Source organism: Micromonospora sp. NPDC001898 (assembly GCF_042891255.1).
In the GTDB taxonomy this organism is placed as follows: Bacteria; Actinomycetota; Actinomycetes; order Mycobacteriales; family Micromonosporaceae; genus Micromonospora.
On the sequence record NZ_JBIATC010000014.1, the window covers coordinates 21822 to 38640 of the forward strand.

Annotated in this window: 15 protein-coding genes; 13 read left to right on the plus strand and 2 right to left on the minus strand. The window is 69.4% G+C overall.

The genetic code is table 11. From position 1 onward, the window contains the following. Nucleotides 1-74 precede the first annotated feature (74 nt). The 10 genes from araB to ACFYZF_RS24070 all read left to right on the plus strand — a co-directional run bounded on the left by araB (nt 75) and on the right by ACFYZF_RS24070 (nt 13869). On the plus strand, nt 75-1757 hold the full coding sequence (araB, locus tag ACFYZF_RS24025; protein WP_387024281.1) for a ribulokinase: 1683 nt from the start codon (nt 75-77) through the stop codon (nt 1755-1757). Next, nucleotides 1754-2446: an L-ribulose-5-phosphate 4-epimerase gene (locus ACFYZF_RS24030; RefSeq protein ID WP_387024283.1), complete on the plus strand. Its 693-nt coding sequence runs from the start codon at nt 1754-1756 to the stop codon at nt 2444-2446. Before araB ends, ACFYZF_RS24030 begins: the two co-directional genes overlap by 4 nt. A 98-nt stretch (nt 2447-2544) precedes the next feature. Continuing rightward, nucleotides 2545-3531 carry an ABC transporter substrate-binding protein gene (locus ACFYZF_RS24035; protein ID WP_387024439.1) on the plus strand — a complete coding sequence of 329 codons (987 nt, stop codon included), beginning with the start codon at nt 2545-2547 and terminating at the stop codon, nt 3529-3531. 70 nt (nt 3532-3601) lie between these two features. Then, nucleotides 3602-5143 carry a sugar ABC transporter ATP-binding protein gene (locus ACFYZF_RS24040; protein WP_387024285.1) on the plus strand — a complete coding sequence of 514 codons (1542 nt, stop codon included), beginning with the start codon at nt 3602-3604 and terminating at the stop codon, nt 5141-5143. Further along, nucleotides 5140-6210, plus strand: coding sequence for an ABC transporter permease (locus tag ACFYZF_RS24045; protein WP_387024287.1), 1071 nt, complete (start codon nt 5140-5142; stop codon nt 6208-6210). The genes ACFYZF_RS24040 and ACFYZF_RS24045 overlap by 4 nt, the downstream gene beginning before the upstream one ends. Further along, a complete protein-coding gene (gene yjfF / locus ACFYZF_RS24050; protein WP_387024289.1) occupies nt 6207-7196 on the plus strand; it encodes a galactofuranose ABC transporter, permease protein YjfF in 990 nt (329 codons plus the stop codon). Before ACFYZF_RS24045 ends, yjfF begins: the two co-directional genes overlap by 4 nt. 26 nt (nt 7197-7222) lie before the next feature. After that, nucleotides 7223-8725 (plus strand): L-arabinose isomerase, encoded by a 1503-nt coding sequence (gene araA, locus ACFYZF_RS24055; protein WP_387024291.1) that lies wholly within the window; start codon nt 7223-7225, stop codon nt 8723-8725. A gap of 96 nt (nt 8726-8821) precedes the next feature. Further along, nucleotides 8822-10909, plus strand: a complete 2088-nt coding sequence (locus ACFYZF_RS24060; protein ID WP_387024293.1) for a family 43 glycosylhydrolase — start codon at nt 8822-8824, stop codon at nt 10907-10909. A 385-nt stretch (nt 10910-11294) separates the two neighbouring features. Further along, on the plus strand, nt 11295-12296 hold the full coding sequence (locus ACFYZF_RS24065; RefSeq protein WP_387024295.1) for a LacI family DNA-binding transcriptional regulator: 1002 nt from the start codon (nt 11295-11297) through the stop codon (nt 12294-12296). 457 nt (nt 12297-12753) lie between these two features. Further along, entirely contained in the window at nt 12754-13869 is a 1116-nt protein-coding gene (locus tag ACFYZF_RS24070) for an RICIN domain-containing protein (protein ID WP_387024297.1), read from the plus strand. Between the two features lie 223 nt (nt 13870-14092). Here ACFYZF_RS24070 and ACFYZF_RS24075 read toward each other — a convergent pair whose 3' ends face one another. After that, nucleotides 14093-14284, minus strand: coding sequence for a cellulose binding domain-containing protein (locus ACFYZF_RS24075; RefSeq protein WP_387024299.1), 192 nt, complete (start codon nt 14282-14284; stop codon nt 14093-14095). Between the two features lie 357 nt (nt 14285-14641). Between ACFYZF_RS24075 and ACFYZF_RS24080 the strand changes: the two genes are divergently transcribed. From ACFYZF_RS24080 to ACFYZF_RS24090, 3 genes are read left to right on the plus strand one after another with little or no spacing between them, the layout of a single operon-like run. Further along, nucleotides 14642-15016, plus strand: coding sequence for an ArsR/SmtB family transcription factor (locus tag ACFYZF_RS24080; protein ID WP_387024301.1), 375 nt, complete (start codon nt 14642-14644; stop codon nt 15014-15016). Next, nucleotides 15013-15519 carry an SRPBCC domain-containing protein gene (locus ACFYZF_RS24085; protein WP_387024302.1) on the plus strand — a complete coding sequence of 169 codons (507 nt, stop codon included), beginning with the start codon at nt 15013-15015 and terminating at the stop codon, nt 15517-15519. The genes ACFYZF_RS24080 and ACFYZF_RS24085 overlap by 4 nt, the downstream gene beginning before the upstream one ends. After that, complete coding sequence (locus ACFYZF_RS24090; RefSeq protein WP_387024304.1) at nt 15507-16070, plus strand: dihydrofolate reductase family protein; 564 nt, start codon at nt 15507-15509, stop codon at nt 16068-16070. The genes ACFYZF_RS24085 and ACFYZF_RS24090 overlap by 13 nt, the downstream gene beginning before the upstream one ends. Before the next feature lie 47 nt (nt 16071-16117). Here ACFYZF_RS24090 and ACFYZF_RS24095 read toward each other — a convergent pair whose 3' ends face one another. Beyond that, the gene (locus ACFYZF_RS24095) at nt 16118-16813 is read right to left on the minus strand and encodes an HAD family hydrolase (protein ID WP_387024306.1); all 696 of its coding nucleotides are present in this window, start codon (nt 16811-16813) and stop codon (nt 16118-16120) included. Nucleotides 16814-16819 lie beyond the last annotated feature (6 nt).

The window sequence follows — 16819 nt, forward strand, 5'->3', positions numbered from 1 at the left end:
CTGTTGCGAACAGATGCCTTGACGAGAGTGGATGTGAGCGTTAACACTATCCGCGTCAAACGGTGGAGGTGAACATGGACCGTGTCGATGGAGCGGGCGACGGCTACGTCGTCGGTGTCGACTTCGGGACCCTGTCCGGCCGGGCCCTCGTGGTCCGGGTCCGCGACGGTGCCGAACTGGGAACCGCGGTGCACGAGTACGGCGACGGGGTCATCAGCGCGGCCCTTCCCGGCGGGCAGCCGCTGCCCCCGGACTGGGCGTTGCAGAACCCGCAGGACTACCGCGACGTGCTGCGCCACGCGGTGCCCGCGGCCCTGGCCGCCGCCGGCGTCGACCCCGCACAGGTCATCGGCATCGGCATCGACTTCACCTCCTGCACAGTCCTGCCGACGCTCGCCGACGGCACGCCCCTGTGTGAGGTCCCCGAGCTGCGCGAGCGTCCACACTCCTGGGTGAAGCTGTGGAAGCACCACGCCGCACAGGCGGACGCCGACCGGATCAACGCCCTGGCCCACGAGCGCGGTGAGCCGTGGATCGGCCGCTACGGCGGCAAGATTTCGGCCGAGTGGCAGTTCGCCAAGGGGTTGCAGATCCTCCGCGAGGACCCGGAGGTCTACCACCGGGCCGAGCGCTTCATCGAGGCCACGGACTGGATCGTCTGGGAGCTGTGCGGCACCGAGACACGCAACGTCTGCACCGCCGGCTACAAGGGCATCCGGCAGGACGGCCGCTACCCGGGCATCGACTTTCTCACCGCCCTCGATCCGGCCTTCGGCGACTTCGTTGCCAAACTGGACGGCCCCCTGTTGCCGCTGGGCGCCCGCGCCGGGGCGCTCACCGCCCGGGCCGCAGGGTGGACCGGTCTGCCGGAGGGGATCGCCGTGGCCGCCGGCAACGTCGACGCCCACGTCACCGCCGCCGCCGCGCAGGCGGTGCGACCCGGACGGCTCGTCGCCATCATGGGCACGTCCACCTGCCATGTGGTCAACGGCACCCGCCCCGCCAGCGTGGCCGGCATGTGCGGCGTCGTCGACGGCGGCATCAGCCCCGGCTCCTGGGGCTACGAGGCGGGGCAGAGCGGGGTGGGGGACATCTTCGGCTGGTTCGTCGCGCAGGCCGCCCCGGCCGGTGTCGCCAGCCACGAACGTCTCACCGAGATGGCCGCCGCCCAGCCAGTCGGCGCCCACGGCCTGATCGCGCTGGACTGGTGGAACGGCAACCGGTCGCTGCTGGTCAACCACGACCTCAGCGGAATGATCGTCGGGTTGACCCTGGCGACCCGGCCGGAGGACGTCTACCGGGCGCTGCTGGAATCCACCGCGTATGGCACCCGCATGATCATCGAGGCGTTCGCCGCCGCCGGAGTGGCGGTCGACGACCTGGTGATCGCCGGCGGCCTGACCTCCAACGACCTGCTGATGCAGATCTACGCCGACGTCACCAACCGCCCGCTGAACATCATCGCCTCCGCGCAAGGGCCGGCGCTGGGCTCGGCGATCCACGCCGCCGTCGCCGCCGGCGCGTACCCCACGATCGAGGAGGCGTCGCAGGCCATGGGCCGGGTGCACGAGGCCGTGCACCGGCCGGACCCAGAGCGGGCGCGGGCCTACGACGCGCTCTACGCCGAATACCGGCGGCTGCACGACCACTTCGGTCGCGGCGGCAACGACGTGATGCTCCGGCTGCGGGCCATCCGCAACGCGGCCCTGGACACGACGGCGGGCCGGACCGAGACCCTGTGGGAGATGGTCGGATGAATGCCGAGGCGACCCGACAGGCGGACGAGCTACGCGAGACCGTTGCCCGCCTGCACCGCCAGCTGACCCGCTACAACCTGGTGGCCTGGACCTCGGGCAACGTCTCGGCACGGGTGCCCGGCAGCGACCTCATGGTGATCAAGCCGAGCGGTGTCGACTACGACGACCTGTCGGCGGCCACGATGGTGGTGTGCGACCTCGACGGCACCCTGGTCGAGGGGGACTTCGCGCCGTCCAGCGACACCGCTGCGCACGCCTACGTCTACCGGGCCATGCCCGAGGTCGGCGGTGTCGTGCACACGCACAGCGCGTACGCGACCGCCTGGGCGGCCCGCGGTGAGGCGATTCCCTGCCATCTCACCGCGCAGGCCGACGAGTTCGGCGGCGAGATCCCGGTCGGCCCGTTCGCGCTCATCGGCGGCGACGATATCGGCAAGGGCATCGTGGCCACCCTCTCCGGGCACCGTTCGCCGGCGGTGCTGATGCGCAACCACGGCGTCTTCACCATCGGCCGCGACGCCCGTGCGGCGGTCAAGGCCGCCGTCATGTGCGAGGACGTCGCCCGGACCGCGCACCTGACCCGTGTCCTCGGCGACCCGGCGCCGATGGCGCAGGCGCACATCGATGCCCTGTACCACCGCTACCAGAACGCCTACGGCCAACGCGGCACCTCGGCGGCGACCTCCTGAACCGCCCCCGGGTACGACCGTCCGTCCGGCGGACGGTCGGCGCCACCCCACCACACCCCACCACACCAATCCGAGGAGAACTGATGCGAAAGATGCGAATGCCTTCCCGGCCCTGGCGCGCCGCCGCCACGGCCCTGGCCACCGTGCTGCTCGTCGGCAGCGTGGCGGCCTGCGGCAACAGCGACACCGGCGACGCCGGCGACGATGGAAAGATCGTCCTGGGCTTCTCCCAGGTCGGCGCGGAGAGCGGCTGGCGGACGGCCAACACCACCTCGATCAAGGAGTCGGCCGCCGCTGCGGGCATCGAGCTGAAGTTCGACGACGCGCAGCAGAAGCAGGAGAACCAGATCAAGGCGATCCGTAACTTCATCCAGCAGAAGGTGGACGTGATCGCCTTCTCGCCGGTGGTGGAGTCGGGCTGGGACACCGTGCTCAAGGAGGCCAAGGACGCCGACATCCCGGTGATCCTCACCGACCGCAGCGTCGACTCGGCCGACAAGAGCCTCTACAAGACCTTCATCGGCTCCGACTTCGTCAAGGAGGGCCGGCTGGCCGGCGAGTGGCTGGTCGAGCAGAAGAAGGGCACGTCGGGCCCGGTGAACATCGTCGAGCTCCAGGGCACCACCGGCTCGGCGCCCGCCAACGACCGCAAGAAGGGCTTCGCCGAGGCGACCGCCGTCAACCCGAGCCTGAAGACCATCGCCTCGCAGAGCGGTGACTTCACCCGGGCCGGTGGCAAGCAGGTCATGGAGCAGTTCCTCAAGGCCAACCCGAAGATCGACGTGCTGTTCGCGCACAACGACGACATGGGCCTCGGCGCGTTGGAGGCGATCACCGCAGCCGGCAAGGTGCCGGGCAAGGACATCACCATCATCACCATCGACGCGGTCAAGGACGGCATGCAGGCCCTGGCCGACGGCAAGTTCAACTTCATCGCCGAGTGCAGCCCGCTGCTCGGCCCGCAGCTCATGGACCTCGTGAAGAAGGCCCACGACGGCGAGCAGGTGTCGCCCCGGATCGAGACCGAGGAGACCACCTTCACCCAGGATCAGGCCAAGGCGGCCCTGCCCAACCGCAAGTACTGATCGCGGCCTGGGGCCGCCGCGGTGACGTGGCGGCCCCGCCGCGACGCGAACTCAGAAGAGGTCTGATGGGATGACGGATAGCCGTCCGGTCCTGACGATGACCGGGATCAGCAAGTCCTTTCCCGGGGTACGCGCACTCCACGACGTCGACTTCCGGCTCTTCCCCGGTGAGGTGCACGCCCTGATGGGCGAGAACGGGGCCGGCAAGTCGACCCTGATCAAGGTGTTGACCGGCGTCTACGACACCGACGGCGGCACGGTCACCCTCGGCGGTACGGAGGTCTCCTTCGCCGGCCCGATGCAGGCCACCGCGGCCGGGGTGAGCACCGTCTACCAGGAGGTCAACCTCTGCACCAACCTGTCGGTGGCGGAGAACATCTTCATCGGCCGGGAACCCCGCCGGCTCGGCGCCGTGCGCTGGGGCGAGATGCGCCGCCGGGCCCGCGCGCTGCTGTCCCGCCTCGACCTCGACCTCGACGTCAGCGCGCCGCTGGGGTCGTACTCGCTGGCGATCCAGCAGATGGTCGCCATCGCCCGTGCGATCGACGTCCAGGCTCGGGTGCTGATCCTGGACGAGCCGACCTCCAGCCTCGACGCGGGTGAGGTCGCGCAGCTCTTCCGCATCATGCGCCAGTTGCGCGACGAGGGCATCGCCATCCTCTTCGTGACCCACTTCCTCGACCAGGTCTACGCCATCGCCGACCGGATCACCGTGCTGCGCAACGGCCAGCTGGTGGGGGAGTACCCGACCGCCGAGCTGCCCCAGCTCACCCTGGTCGAGAAGATGATCGGCAAGGAGCTCGACATCCTCGAGGGCATCGACGAGCAGCCCAAGCGCGATCTGGCCGCGCTGGAGAAGGGGACGCCGCTGGTGGCGGTCTCCGACCTGGGCCGGTCCGGAGCGGTGGAGCCGTTCAGCCTCACCATCCACGCCGGGGAGGTGGTCGGCCTGGCCGGGCTGCTCGGCTCCGGTCGTACCGAGGTCGCCCGCCTGCTGTTCGGCGCGGACCGGGCCGACCGCGGTGAGATCGCCATGGACGGGCAACCGACCGGGCTGCCCACCCCCGCGCGGGCCATCGACCGGGGCATCGGCTTCTGCTCGGAGAACCGCCGGGCCGAGGGCATCGTCGCGGAACTCTCGGTCCGGGAGAACATGCTCCTGGCCATGCAGGCCGCCCGCGGTTGGCTCCGGCCCATTCCGCGCCGCCGTCAGGACGAGCTGGTCGAGAAGTACATCACGGCATTGCAGATCCGGCCGGCCGACCCGGAGGCGCCGATACGCAACCTCTCCGGGGGTAACCAGCAGAAGGTGCTCCTGGCCCGCTGGCTGATCACCGAGCCACGGCTGCTGATCCTCGACGAACCCACCCGGGGCATTGACATCGGGGCGAAGACCGAGCTCCAGAAGCTGGTCGCGCAGTTGTCCGACGGCGGGATGGCCGTGCTGTTCATCTCCGCCGAACTGGAGGAGGTACTGCGGCTGAGCCACAAGGTGGTCGTGATGCGCGACCGGCGGATGGTCGCGCACCTCGCCAACGACGACAGCCTCGACGCCGACCGCGTCATGCAGACGATCGCCAGCGGTTCCCACCGCGAGGAGGTGAACCGATGACCGACCCCAGGAGCCGCTACCGTGCGGTGACCGGGCACCAGCTGTTCTGGCCGGTCGCGGTGCTCGTGGTGATGCTGGCCGCGAACACGATCTACCGTCCCGGTTTCCTCTCCGTCGAGGTCAACAACGGGCATCTGTACGGCACCCCGATCGACATCCTGCGGCTGAGCGCGCCGTTGATCCTCGTCGCGTTGGGCATGACGGTCGTCATCTCCACCGGCGGCATCGACCTGTCGGTCGGCTCGATGGTCGCGATCAGCGGCGCGACCGCCTGCCTGTACATCAGCGAGCAGCCGGACCAGAACAGCCTTCCGGCAGTGCTGACCGCGCTCGCGATGGGTCTGGGGATCGCGCTCGTGCTCGGCGCCTGGAACGGGGTGCTGGTCGCCGTGATCGGCATCCAGCCGATCATCGCGACCCTGATCCTGATGGTGGCCGGCCGGGGTCTCGCGCAGCTGATCACCGAGGGCCAGATCATCACCATCAACTCCGGGCCGTACCGGGCGATCGGGCTCGGCCACGTCCTGACCCTGCCGCTGGCCATCCTCATCGCGCTGGCGGCGGCGCTGCTGGTCGCCGCGTTCACCCGCCGGACCGCGCTCGGCATGATCATCGAGTCGGTGGGCGGTAACGCCGAGGCCAGTCGACTGGCCGGCATCCGTTCGGGGCGGGTCGTGTTCCTCGCCTACGTGCTCAGCGCCGTCTGCGCCGCGGTCGCCGGATTCATGATCACTGCCAACGTGTCCAGCGCCGACGGCAACGCCGCCGGTCTCTGGGTGGAACTCGACGCCATCCTCGCGGTGGTCATCGGCGGCACGGCCCTCGCGGGTGGCCGGTTCCATCTCAGCGGCACCATCCTCGGTGCGCTGATCATCCAGACCCTCACCACCTCGGTGTACGCCATGAACATCTCGCCGCAGACCGCGCTGCTGTTCAAGGCGGTCGTGGTCATCGCCGTCTGCCTCATCCAGGCCCCGGCCTTCCGGGCCCGAATCACCCGCCAGCGCAGAGCTGCCCCGACCAGCCCGCCGACCCCGGCGCGGGAGAAGGAGGAGGTGCCGGCATGAGCAGCACGTCAATGACGCTCGGGCGGGCCAAACTGCGGCTGCCCCGCCGGCAGGTGCCGGTGCTGGCGACCCTCGTCCTGCTCCTGGTCATGTACGGCATCGGGGTGTCCCAGTACCGGGCGTTCTCCAACGTCCAGGTGGTCTTCAACGTCTTCATCGACAACGGATTCCTGCTGGTCGTCGCGGTCGGGATGACCTTCGTGATCCTCACCGGCGGCATCGACCTGTCGGTCGGCTCGGTCGTCGCGATGACGGCGATGGTGTCGGCGTCCCTGCTCCAGCAGGGCCTGCCGGCGCAGGTGGTGCTCGTCGTCGCGCTGCTCATCGGGCCGTTGCTCGGCTTCCTGATGGGCTGTGCGATCCACTTCTTCGAAATCCAGCCGTTCATCGTCACCCTCGCCGGGATGTTCTTCGCCCGCGGCATGTGCACCTTCATCAGCGGGTCGTCGATCCCGATCACGGACGGCTTCTGGACCACCATGTCTCAGCAGCGGATCGGCGATCCGCAGGGCAACTTCGTGTCGATCAGCGTGCTCATCGCCTTCGCCGTGGTCATCGCGGCGGCGTGGACGCTGGCCTACACCCGCCTCGGCCGCAACGTGTACGCCGTCGGTGGCAACCCCCAGTCGGCGCTGCTGATGGGGCTGCCGGTCGGCCGTACCCGGATAGCGGTCTACACGATCAGCGGTCTGTGCTCCGCGATCGGCGGGATCCTGCTGTCCTTCTACACGCTCTCCGGCGCCCCGCTGATCGCCGTCGGCATGGAGTTGGACGTGATCGCGGCGGTGGTGATCGGCGGCACCGTCCTCACCGGTGGCTCGGGTTACGTCTTCGGCACGGTGCTCGGCGTGCTGGCGCTGGGCGTGATCCAGACCCTCATCACCTTCGACGGGAGCCTGAACTCCTGGTGGACGCGGATCGTGATCGGCGGTCTGCTCTTCGCGTTCATCCTGCTCCAGCGTCTCGTCGGAATCCGCTACAAGTGACCGCCCCTCCCGCGGAAGGCAACCATATGGCGACACACGCGCAACCCGAGGTCTGGTTCCTCACCGGTAGTCAGGGCATGTACGGCGAGGACACCCTCCGCCAGGTGGCGGAGCAGTCCCGCCAGATCGCTGCGGCCCTGGACGCCTCACCCCACGTCCCCGTGCGGGTGGTCTGGAAGCCGGTCCTGACCACCAGCGCGGACATCCTGGAGGTCTGCCGCGACGCCGCCGTGCGGGGGGCGATCGGGGTCATCGCGTGGATGCACACCTTCTCGCCGGCGAAGATGTGGATCGGCGGCCTGGACGCGCTGCGGACGCCACTGCTGCACCTGCACACCCAGGCCAACGTCCGGCTGCCCTGGGACGAGATCGACATGGACTTCATGAACCTGAACCAGGCCGCCCACGGCGACCGGGAGTTCGGGTATGTCCAGACCCGGCTCGGTGTCGCCCGCAAGACGGTCGCCGGGCACGTCAGTGACCCTCGGGTGGCCGCGCGGGTGGGTGCCTGGGCCCGGGCCGCGGTGGGCTGGTCGGCCATGCGGTCGCTGCGTCTGGCCCGGTTCGGCGACAACATGCGCGACGTCGCGGTGACCGAGGGCGACAAGGTGGAGGCGGAGCTGCGCTTCGGTGTCTCGGTCAACACCTACGGCGTCAACGACCTGGTCCGGGTGGTCGACGAGGTCGCCGAGGCGGAGATCGACGACGTGGTCAAGGAGTACGACGACACCTGTCGCGTCCCCGCCGAGCTGCGTGTCGGCGGGGAGCGGCACGACTCGTTGCGCTACGCGGCCCGGCTGGAGATCGGTCTGCGGACGTTCCTCGACGCGGGCGGCTTCCGGGCGTTCACCACGAACTTCGAGGACCTCGGGGGGCTGCGCCAGTTGCCCGGCATCGCCGTGCAGCGGTTGATGGCCGACGGCTACGGCTTCGGCGGCGAGGGTGACTGGAAGACGTCGGTCCTGGTGCGGACGTTGAAGGCGATGTCGGTGGGCGTCGACGGCGGCACCTCGTTCATGGAGGACTACACCTACGACCTCACTCCCGGTGAGGAGTTGGTGCTCGGTGCCCACATGCTGGAGGTCTGCCCCACCATCGCGGCGGACGTGCCGAAGGTGGAGATCCACCCGCTGAGCATCGGTGGGCGGGAGGACCCGGTCCGGCTCGTCTTCGACGCCGCGCCCGGCCCGGCGGTGGTGCTGGGGCTGGCGGACATGGGGGAACGCTTCCGGCTGGTGGCCAACGAGATCGACGTGGTGCCGCCGCCGCACCCGCTGCGCCGACTCCCGGTGGCCCGTGCTGTCTGGCGTCCCCGCCCGAGCCTGCCCGGCTCGGCCGAGGCGTGGATCACCGCCGGCGCGCCGCACCACACGGTCCTGTCGCAGGCGGTGGGTGTGGAGGAGCTGCACGACCTGGCCGAGATGAGCCGTACCGAACTCGTCGTCATCGACGCGGACACCGATCCGCGTCGCTTCGCCGACGAGCTGCGCTGGAACCAGGCCTACTACCGACTCGCCCGCGGCTTCTGACACCGCGACCCGGGCGCCCCCGACGGGTGGCCCGCTCCGGCTCGCCCGAACTGAAGGTCATCGCTCGCCCGAACTGAAGGTCATCGAAGGAGGATCATGGCTTCCATTGGCTGGCTCAGGTGGTCCGCGCCGCGACGGCGCGGGTGGTTGTCGCGGGTCGCCGCCGCGATGGCGGTGGTGGTGGGCGGGGCGCTCGCGGCGGTGGGCCCGACCTCGCCGGCCGCGGCGGCGACGGTGGACACCAACGCCTGGTACGTGGTGGTGAACCGCAACAGCGGCAAGGCTCTGGACGTCTACAACCGGGCGACGACCGACGGCGCGCGGATCACCCAGTGGACGCGCAGCGACGGCACCCAACAGCAGTGGCAGTTCGTCGATTCCGGTGGCGGCTACTACCGGTTGAAGTCTCGCTTGTCGGGCAAGGTGCTCGACGTCTACAACTTCTCCACCGCCAACGGTGCGTCGATCGTGCAGTGGGGCGACGGTAACGGGGTCAACCAGCAGTTCCGGTTGGCGGACTCCGCCGGTGGTTACGTCCGGCTGATCAACCGCAACAGCAACAAGGCTGTGGAGATGCAGAATGCCTCCACCGCTGACGGCGGCAACGTGGTGCAGTACGACGACTTCAACGGCTCGCACCAGCAGTGGCAGCTGATCCGCGTCGGTGACGGTGGCAACCCCGGCGGTACGTACACCAACCCCGTGGTCTGGCAGGACTTCGCCGACGTCGACATCATCCGGGTGGACAACGTCTACTACTTGTCGGCGTCCACCATGCACTACTCGCCCGGCGCGCCGGTGCTGCGCTCGTACGACCTGGTCAACTGGGAGTTCGCCGGCCACTCGGTGCCCCGGCTGGACTTCGGCTCGAAGTACGACATGGGCAGCGGGCGGGCCTACGTCGACGGGATCTGGGCCTCGACGCTGAACTACCGGCCGAGCAACCGGACGTTCTACTGGGCGGGGTGTATCGACTTCGCCCAGACCCACATCTACACCGCGTCCGCCGTCGACGGCACCTGGAGCCGGCACGCGACCATCCCCAACTGCTACTACGACGCCGGCATGCTGATCGACGACAACGACACGATGTACGTGGCGTACGGCAACGGCACCATCAGCGTCGCGCAGCTGTCCGGCGACGGGCGTACCCAGGTCCGCAACCAGCAGGTCTACACGACCCCGTCGAGCATCGGCACCCTGGAGGGCGCCCGCTTCTACAAGCGCAACGGCGCCTACTACATCTGGCTCACCCGCCCGGCCAACGGGCAGTACGTGCTGAAGTCGACCAACGGTCCCTTTGGCCCGTACGAGCAGCGCCAGGTGCTGCTCAACATGCCCGGCCCGATCTCCGGCGGCGGCGTGCCGCACCAGGGCGGGCTGGTGCAGACCCAGAACGGCGACTGGTACTACATGGCCTTCGTCGACGCCTATCCCGGTGGGCGGATGCCGGCGATGGCCCCGATCACCTGGACCAGCGACGGCTGGCCGCAGGTCCAGACCGTCAACGGCGCCTGGGGCGGCTCGTACCCGGTGCCGAACCTGCCCGCGCCGCCGCGGGCGGTGAAGCCGCTCACCGGCGTGGACACGTTCACCGGCACCACTCTGGGGCCGCAGTGGGAGTGGAACCACAACCCGGACACCAGCCGGTTCTCGGTCAACAACGGGCTCCGGCTGCAGACGGCCACCGTCACCAACGACCTGTACGCGGCCCGCAACACGTTGACCCACCGCATCCAGGGCCCCAGCTCCACGGCCACGGTCGAACTCGACTACTCCGCGATGGCGAACGGGGACCGCGCCGGTCTGTCGGTGTTCCGTAACACGTCGGCCTGGACCGGCGTCAGACGCGACAACGGCATCACCCGCGTGGTCATGCAGAACGGCCTGACGATGGACGGCAACTGGAACACCACCAGCACCGGTACGGAGGTGGCCAGCGCGCCGGTCTCCGGCGGTCGGATCTGGTTGCGGGCCACCGCCGACATCAGGCCCGGGGCCGGCCGGCAGGCGACCTTCTCGTACAGCACCGACGGCGTGACCTTCACCCGACTCGGGAACGCGCTGACCCTGGCCAACAACTGGGAGTTCTTCATGGGCTACCGGTTCGCCATCTTCAACCACGCCACGCAGTCCCTGGGCGGCGCGGTCACCGTACGCCGGTTCGAACTGGCCACACCGTGACACCGACCGCGTCCTTACCGGTCGCTCCGGAGGAGGGCTGTTTCTTCCGGAGGTGACGCGCGATTCAGACGTGCGGGCCCGTCTCCGCGCCCCCGAAGGGCGGGGGGACGGGCCCTTCGTCTCGCGTGGCCCGGCCCGCGGGAACCCACCCACGGTATTCGTCGGACCTCTGGCGGGTGACCGCCGAGAGGGCTCGGTCGTGCCATGCCCAGTGCGAGGGCTGGCGTAGACTAGCGGCGGTGCAACGCTGGTCACCCAGGGCATCCGCACCGGCATCGTGGCCGCGCGAGGGGATCGGGCACGAGTCCGCGTGAGTCGACGTCGACGGGCCGCGGTAGCTGGGACGTCGGCGGGGGGAGTGACAATGGCCGTGCACGGTCCTGCGATGACGGACGTCGCCCGTCTGGCCGGAGTCTCCCATCAGACGGTGTCGCGGGTGCTCAACGGTCACCCCAACGTCCGCGAGCAGACCCGGTTGCGGGTGCAGGCCGCGATCGTCGAGCTGGACTATCGGCCCAACGGTGCCGCGCGGGCCCTGGTCACCGGCCGGTCGAAGGTCATCGGGGTGGTCGCGCAGAACACCACCCTGTACGGACCGGCGTCGCTGCTCGCCGCGCTGGAGCAGACCGCAGCGGAGCAGGGTTTCGCCGTCAGCGTGGGCAGCGTGCGTAACCTGGACCACCGGTCCATCTCCGTCGCCGTCGAGCGGCACCTGGCGCACCGGGTCGCCGGCATCGTGGTCATCGCCCCCGTCGAGTCGGCCGGGGAGGCGTTGGAGCGGCTGCCCAAGGGCGTACCGCTGGTCACCGTCGACGGTGATCCGCGTCGGCCGGTGCCGCTGGTGACGGTCGACCAGGTGGCCGGGGCCCGGGAGGCCACCCGGCACCTGCTCGACGCGGGGCACCGCACGGTCTGGCATGTGTCCGGGCCGTCGGACTGGTTCGACAGCGCGGGTCGCATCGACGGCTGGAGGGATGCGTTGTCGGCGGCGGGGGCGGAGGAGCCGCCCCTGATGTCGGCGGACTGGTCTGCCGCCTCCGGCTACCGGTGCGGGCAGATGCTGGCCCGGATGCCCGAGGTCACCGCGATCTTTACCGCCAACGACCATCTCGCGCTCGGCGTGCTGCGGGCCCTGCACGAGGCCGGCAAGCGGGTGCCCGACGACCTCAGCGTGGTCGGTTTCGACGATGTGCCGGAGGCGGCATACTTCATCCCGCCGCTGACCACCGTCCGACCGGACTTCGACGCCGTGGCCCGGGCGAGCCTGAACATGCTGCTCACCCAGATCGAGACCGGCGGTGGTGGCGCGTTGCGGCAGACCATCGCCCCAACCCTCGTCGCCCGCGACAGCGTCGCCGCCCCCCGCCACATCCGGGGGATTGGATAGCCGCGAGCCAGGACCGGCCATCCCCCCTGCCGCCGGGATGCTCGGTGACGCGGGCCAGGTGAACTGGGCCAGGGTAGGTCAGCCGGCTGCTGATCCGCCGCCCGGTCTTCGGCGGCGGCACGGCCGTCTGCGTCCGACACTGCCGGCCCGCCCAGGTGCCTTCGAACAGCTGTCGACTACCTGCTCGGCGACAAGCTGACCGCTCCTCGGTGGCCGGTGGCCACTGCGTGAGCAGGAAAGCCTGCGCCGATGGCGGGGGATCTCCCGCCATCGGGGTTGCTGTGCTTCAATCAGAGACATCGATGTTATCGATAACATCTCCACCGGTAGGCCACGTTCGGCTTCCTGGCGAGCGGCTCGGAGACACCGTCGCTCACCTGCACCAGCGCTTGAAATGGCGATCGGGCAAGGGTGACCTGCCCGAACCCTGCCACGCCGTGACCCGAGAGGAACAGACATGCGACCAATGGCAAGGTGGCTCACCGCGGGCGCCGCGATGGCCCTCATGATCGTCGGCATGGTGGCCCCGGCCGGCCCGGCCGGCGCGGAATCCAACGGTGGGGTACGGGTGATGCCGCTCGGTGACTCCATCACCGAGGGCACCCAGGTGCCGGGCGGCTACCGCATCGGCCTGTGGCAACGCCTCGCCAACGGCCGGTACACCACCGACTTCATCGGATCCCAGTACAACGGGCCCGGCAGTCTCGGCGACCACGACCACGAGGGCCACCCCGGCTGGCGCATCGACCAGATCGACGCGAACATCGTCGGCTGGTTGAAGACCTATCAGCCGCGTACGGTTCTGCTGCACATCGGCACCAACGACATCCTGCAGAACTACAACGTCTCCACCGCGCCGAATCGGCTCTCCACCCTGATCGACCACATCACGAGTACTGCCCCCGGGGCCGAGGTGTTCGTGGCGCAGTTGATTCCGTTGGCCAACAGCGGTCAGGAGTCGGCCGTGGGCAGATTCAACGCGGCCATCCCCGGCATCGTGCAGAGCAAGGTGAACGCCGGTAAGCGCGTCCACCTCGTCAACATGCACAGCGCCGTGACGACCGCCGACCTGATCGACGGCATTCATCCCACCGCGACCGGCTACGACAAGATGGCCGCTGTCTGGTACGGCGCCCTGCAGGCGGTGCCCGGCAGCATCGGCACCCCGGGTGGCACGGGCGGATCGACCACCGAGATCGTGGGCGCGCAGTCCGGGCGCTGCCTGGACGTGCCGAACGGCAGCACCACCAACGGCACCCAGGTGCAGCTGTACGACTGCTGGGGCGGCACCATGCAGCGCTGGACCTACACCTCGGGCAAGCAGTTGCAGGTGTACGGCACCAAGTGCCTGGCCGCCGAGGGCGGTGCCAGCGCGAACGGCACCCGCGTGATCATCTGGGACTGCACCGGTGGCGCCAATCAGCAGTGGAACCTCAACGCGAGTGGCACGATCAGCGGCGTCCAGTCGGGACGGTGCCTCGACGCGTACAACTGGGGCACCGCGAACGGGACGAAGATCGTTCTCTGGGACTGCGCCGGTGGCGCCAACCAGCAGTGGCGCCTGCGTAGCTGACTACTCGCAGTGTGGTCGGGCGACGGACGCGTCGCCCGGCCACAGCGGGGAGGGGCTGCCTGATCGGCGCGGGCGTCGGTCTGCCCGGCGAACAGGGTGCTGCCCGTGGTGTTCCGGCAGGCCACTGCACCCGGGGGGGGGGGGGGGGGGGGGGGGGGGGCGGGCCCGGCGGGGGGGGGGGGCGGCCCCGCGCGCCCCCCCCCCCCCCCGCCGGGTGCAGCGCTCAGGGGCTGGTACAGGTGATGTTGGCGGGCGGGACGGCGCCGTCGCCAGCGGCGGTGAACCCGGAGGTGGTCGACGCGTTCGAGCCCAACGGGCCGTTGTAGGGGGCGCTCCTGACGGCGACGTCGCCGGTGGTGCCCGTGTTGGTTCCGTCCCAGACGTTGCTGATGGCCTGGCCACCGCTCAGGGTCATGCGTACGGTCCAGCCGTTGAGTGTGGCGGCGGTGTGGTTGGCCTTGGCCGCGTGTCGCGCGGCGACCGGCCCATGGAGGTGGTCAGCACGCTGTCGTTGGTGCCGTGGATGCCGAGTTGGGCGACGGGCTGGGTACCGCCGTTACATCCGCTGAGGTTGGCGCCGGACAGGACGGTGACTGCGCGGACGATCCGGAAACACCCTCAGCGAGACGCGGCAGAAGCGGACACCGTCCTGCCGCAGGTCGTTCGGCGGTACGTCGGCGGCGGGACCGAGCCTGCCCGGCGACCCATCCGTTGACAACATCACGCGCCTTTCCATACGCTTAACATGTTGGTTAAGTGAAGGGAGCTTCCGATGGCTGGCACCGATCAGCTCAGCGTGGTGTTCTCGGCGCTGTCCGACCCGACTCGACGGGCGATCATCGCCGAGTTGGCCGTACGCGACGCCACGGTCACAGAGCTCACCGCTCCTTTGTCCATCTCGATGCCGGCGGTGTCACGGCACCTGAAAGTGCTCGAGCGCGCCGCGCTCATCTCGCGGTCGCGGTCGGGCAAGTGGCGCGCGAGCCACCTCGAATCTGCCCCGCTGCGCGAGGCGGCCGACTGGATCGAGCGCTACCGGCGGCTCTGGGACTCGTCCCTCACCCGCCTCGATGCCCACCTCGCCGCGGTGCAGGCCGCCGGACGGGCAACGGACCGGATGGTCGACGACCCCAGGGAGGTCGAATGAAAACGGAAACTCCGCAGCTCGTCATATCGCGCGTGTTCGACGCGCCGCGACAGCTCGTCTACCGAGCCTTCACCGATCCCGACCACCTGGCGACGTGGTGGGGCCCGATCGGCAACTCACTGCCGCGCGATGAGATTGAGTTCGACGTGCGCCCCGGCGGCTTTCAACGGTGGACGGAGGTCAATGCGGCCGACCCCGAGCTTCGCGTGCACATCCAGGTCGACCTCACCGACGTCGCCGACGGCGAACTACTCGAAGGCGTCATGCACGTCAGTGGCCGGCTGCAGGAGGACATCGAGCCGTTCGAGACGAGACTGCGGGTCGAGTTCTACGACGAGGCTGACGGACGGACGCGACTGGAGATCCGCCAGTGGCTCCCCGAACATCTGGCGCACCCCAGCGAGGAGGGTTGGCGCCAAGCGTTCACCAAGCTGGACGCCACGCTGATGAATGTCCAGGCTGTTGCAGCTGATCATCGAGAGGTAGAGGCATGGCAAAGCTGATTTACGTGACGAACGTGTCGCTTGACGGCTACATCGAGGACGAACGCGGCGCGTTCGACTGGTTCCCCATCGACGACGAGGTATTCGCGTTCACCACCGACCTCCTGCGGTCCGTGGGCACGTTTCTCTACGGGCGGCGCCTGTACGAGGCGATGGCCCTCTGGGAGACCGACGCCGCTCTGGCCGCGCAGTCCGACCTCACGGCCGACTTCGCGAGCGCCTGGCAGGCGGCGAGCAAAGTCGTCTACTCCACGACCCTCGCCGCGGTGTCGACTGCCGACACCCGACTCGAACGCCGTTTCGACCCCGCCGCAGTACGCGAATTGAAGGCCACGGCCAGCAGCGACCTCATGGTCGGAGGCGCCAACCTCGCGACGGAGGCTTTCAAGGCCGGGCTGGTCGACGAGTGCCAGCTGTTCATCCTGCCCATTGTCGTCGGCGGGGGTAAGCCGGGGCTGCCGACCGGCATACGCGCCAACCTCGAGCTCCTCGATGAGCGCCGATTCCGAAACGGCGTCGTACACCTCCGCTACCGCACTCTCGGACAGTGAACGACAGCCCTAATCCCTCGAACCCGGCGTGCTGCACGAGTGGGCGATCACGGGTCGTTGATGCGCTCAAGGATCTCGTCCAGGGCGGAGACGTATGGCAGGTCCGGCCGTGTGGGCGTGCCGGTGCGGCAGAGCGCGAGACCGTGGTAGCCGAGGCTGATGGCGGCGGCGACCAGGTCGGCGTTGTCGTCTATGTAACAGGTGTGTGGTGGTGGCACGCCCAGCGCCTCGCTTGCCGCCCGGTAGATCGCCTGGTCCGGCTTCCGGTAACCCAGCTCGCCGGCCACCGCGAAGTATCGGAAGTAGCCGCGCAGGTTGATCTGTTCGTAGCTGGCCCGTAAGGACTCTGCGGTCTCCAGGCTGTCGGTGACCACCGCCATCGGCAGGGCTCGCTCGTGCAGTCGTTTGAGGGTGATGGGCACCTCGGGGAAGGGCCGTAACGGGTTCAGATCCGCGGCGACCAGCTCGTCCAGCAGTGGTTGCGGCGGCCGGCCGATCCCGAGTTCGGCCAGGACGGTGCGGCAGTAGCCTTCCCACGTTCCGGCCCCCTGCGCACGGTCGAGCATGGTGGTCCCGGACCGGATCGCGTGCGGCAGGTCCTCGATGGGCGCCGCCGGCCAATGCCGCCGGAGGATTTCCTCCAGGTTCTGGTAGGGACGCGCGGGCGCAGGTTGGAGCAACGTGCCGGACGAGTCGAAAAGGACCGCCCGGATGCCGGGCCGCTGGAGGCGTTCCTGATGCATCCTGCC

Bases quoted from the DNA above. Each gene is read 5' to 3' on its own strand.
- araB (WP_387024281.1), top strand. From the start codon at position 75: ATGGACCGTGTCGATGGAGCGGGCGACGGCTACGTCGTCGGTGTCGAC.
- ACFYZF_RS24030 (WP_387024283.1), top strand. From the start codon at position 1,754: ATGAATGCCGAGGCGACCCGACAGGCGGACGAGCTACGCGAGACCGTT.
- ACFYZF_RS24035 (WP_387024439.1), top strand. From the start codon at position 2,545: ATGCCTTCCCGGCCCTGGCGCGCCGCCGCCACGGCCCTGGCCACCGTG.
- ACFYZF_RS24040 (WP_387024285.1), top strand. From the start codon at position 3,602: ATGACGGATAGCCGTCCGGTCCTGACGATGACCGGGATCAGCAAGTCC.
- ACFYZF_RS24045 (WP_387024287.1), top strand. From the start codon at position 5,140: ATGACCGACCCCAGGAGCCGCTACCGTGCGGTGACCGGGCACCAGCTG.
- yjfF (WP_387024289.1), top strand. From the start codon at position 6,207: ATGAGCAGCACGTCAATGACGCTCGGGCGGGCCAAACTGCGGCTGCCC.
- araA (WP_387024291.1), top strand. From the start codon at position 7,223: ATGGCGACACACGCGCAACCCGAGGTCTGGTTCCTCACCGGTAGTCAG.
- ACFYZF_RS24060 (WP_387024293.1), top strand. From the start codon at position 8,822: ATGGCTTCCATTGGCTGGCTCAGGTGGTCCGCGCCGCGACGGCGCGGG.
- ACFYZF_RS24065 (WP_387024295.1), top strand. From the start codon at position 11,295: ATGACGGACGTCGCCCGTCTGGCCGGAGTCTCCCATCAGACGGTGTCG.
- ACFYZF_RS24070 (WP_387024297.1), top strand. From the start codon at position 12,754: ATGCGACCAATGGCAAGGTGGCTCACCGCGGGCGCCGCGATGGCCCTC.
- ACFYZF_RS24075 (WP_387024299.1), bottom strand. From the start codon at position 14,284: ATGACCCTGAGCGGTGGCCAGGCCATCAGCAACGTCTGGGACGGAACC.
- ACFYZF_RS24080 (WP_387024301.1), top strand. From the start codon at position 14,642: ATGGCTGGCACCGATCAGCTCAGCGTGGTGTTCTCGGCGCTGTCCGAC.
- ACFYZF_RS24085 (WP_387024302.1), top strand. From the start codon at position 15,013: ATGAAAACGGAAACTCCGCAGCTCGTCATATCGCGCGTGTTCGACGCG.
- ACFYZF_RS24090 (WP_387024304.1), top strand. From the start codon at position 15,507: ATGGCAAAGCTGATTTACGTGACGAACGTGTCGCTTGACGGCTACATC.
- ACFYZF_RS24095 (WP_387024306.1), bottom strand. From the start codon at position 16,813: ATGCATCAGGAACGCCTCCAGCGGCCCGGCATCCGGGCGGTCCTTTTC.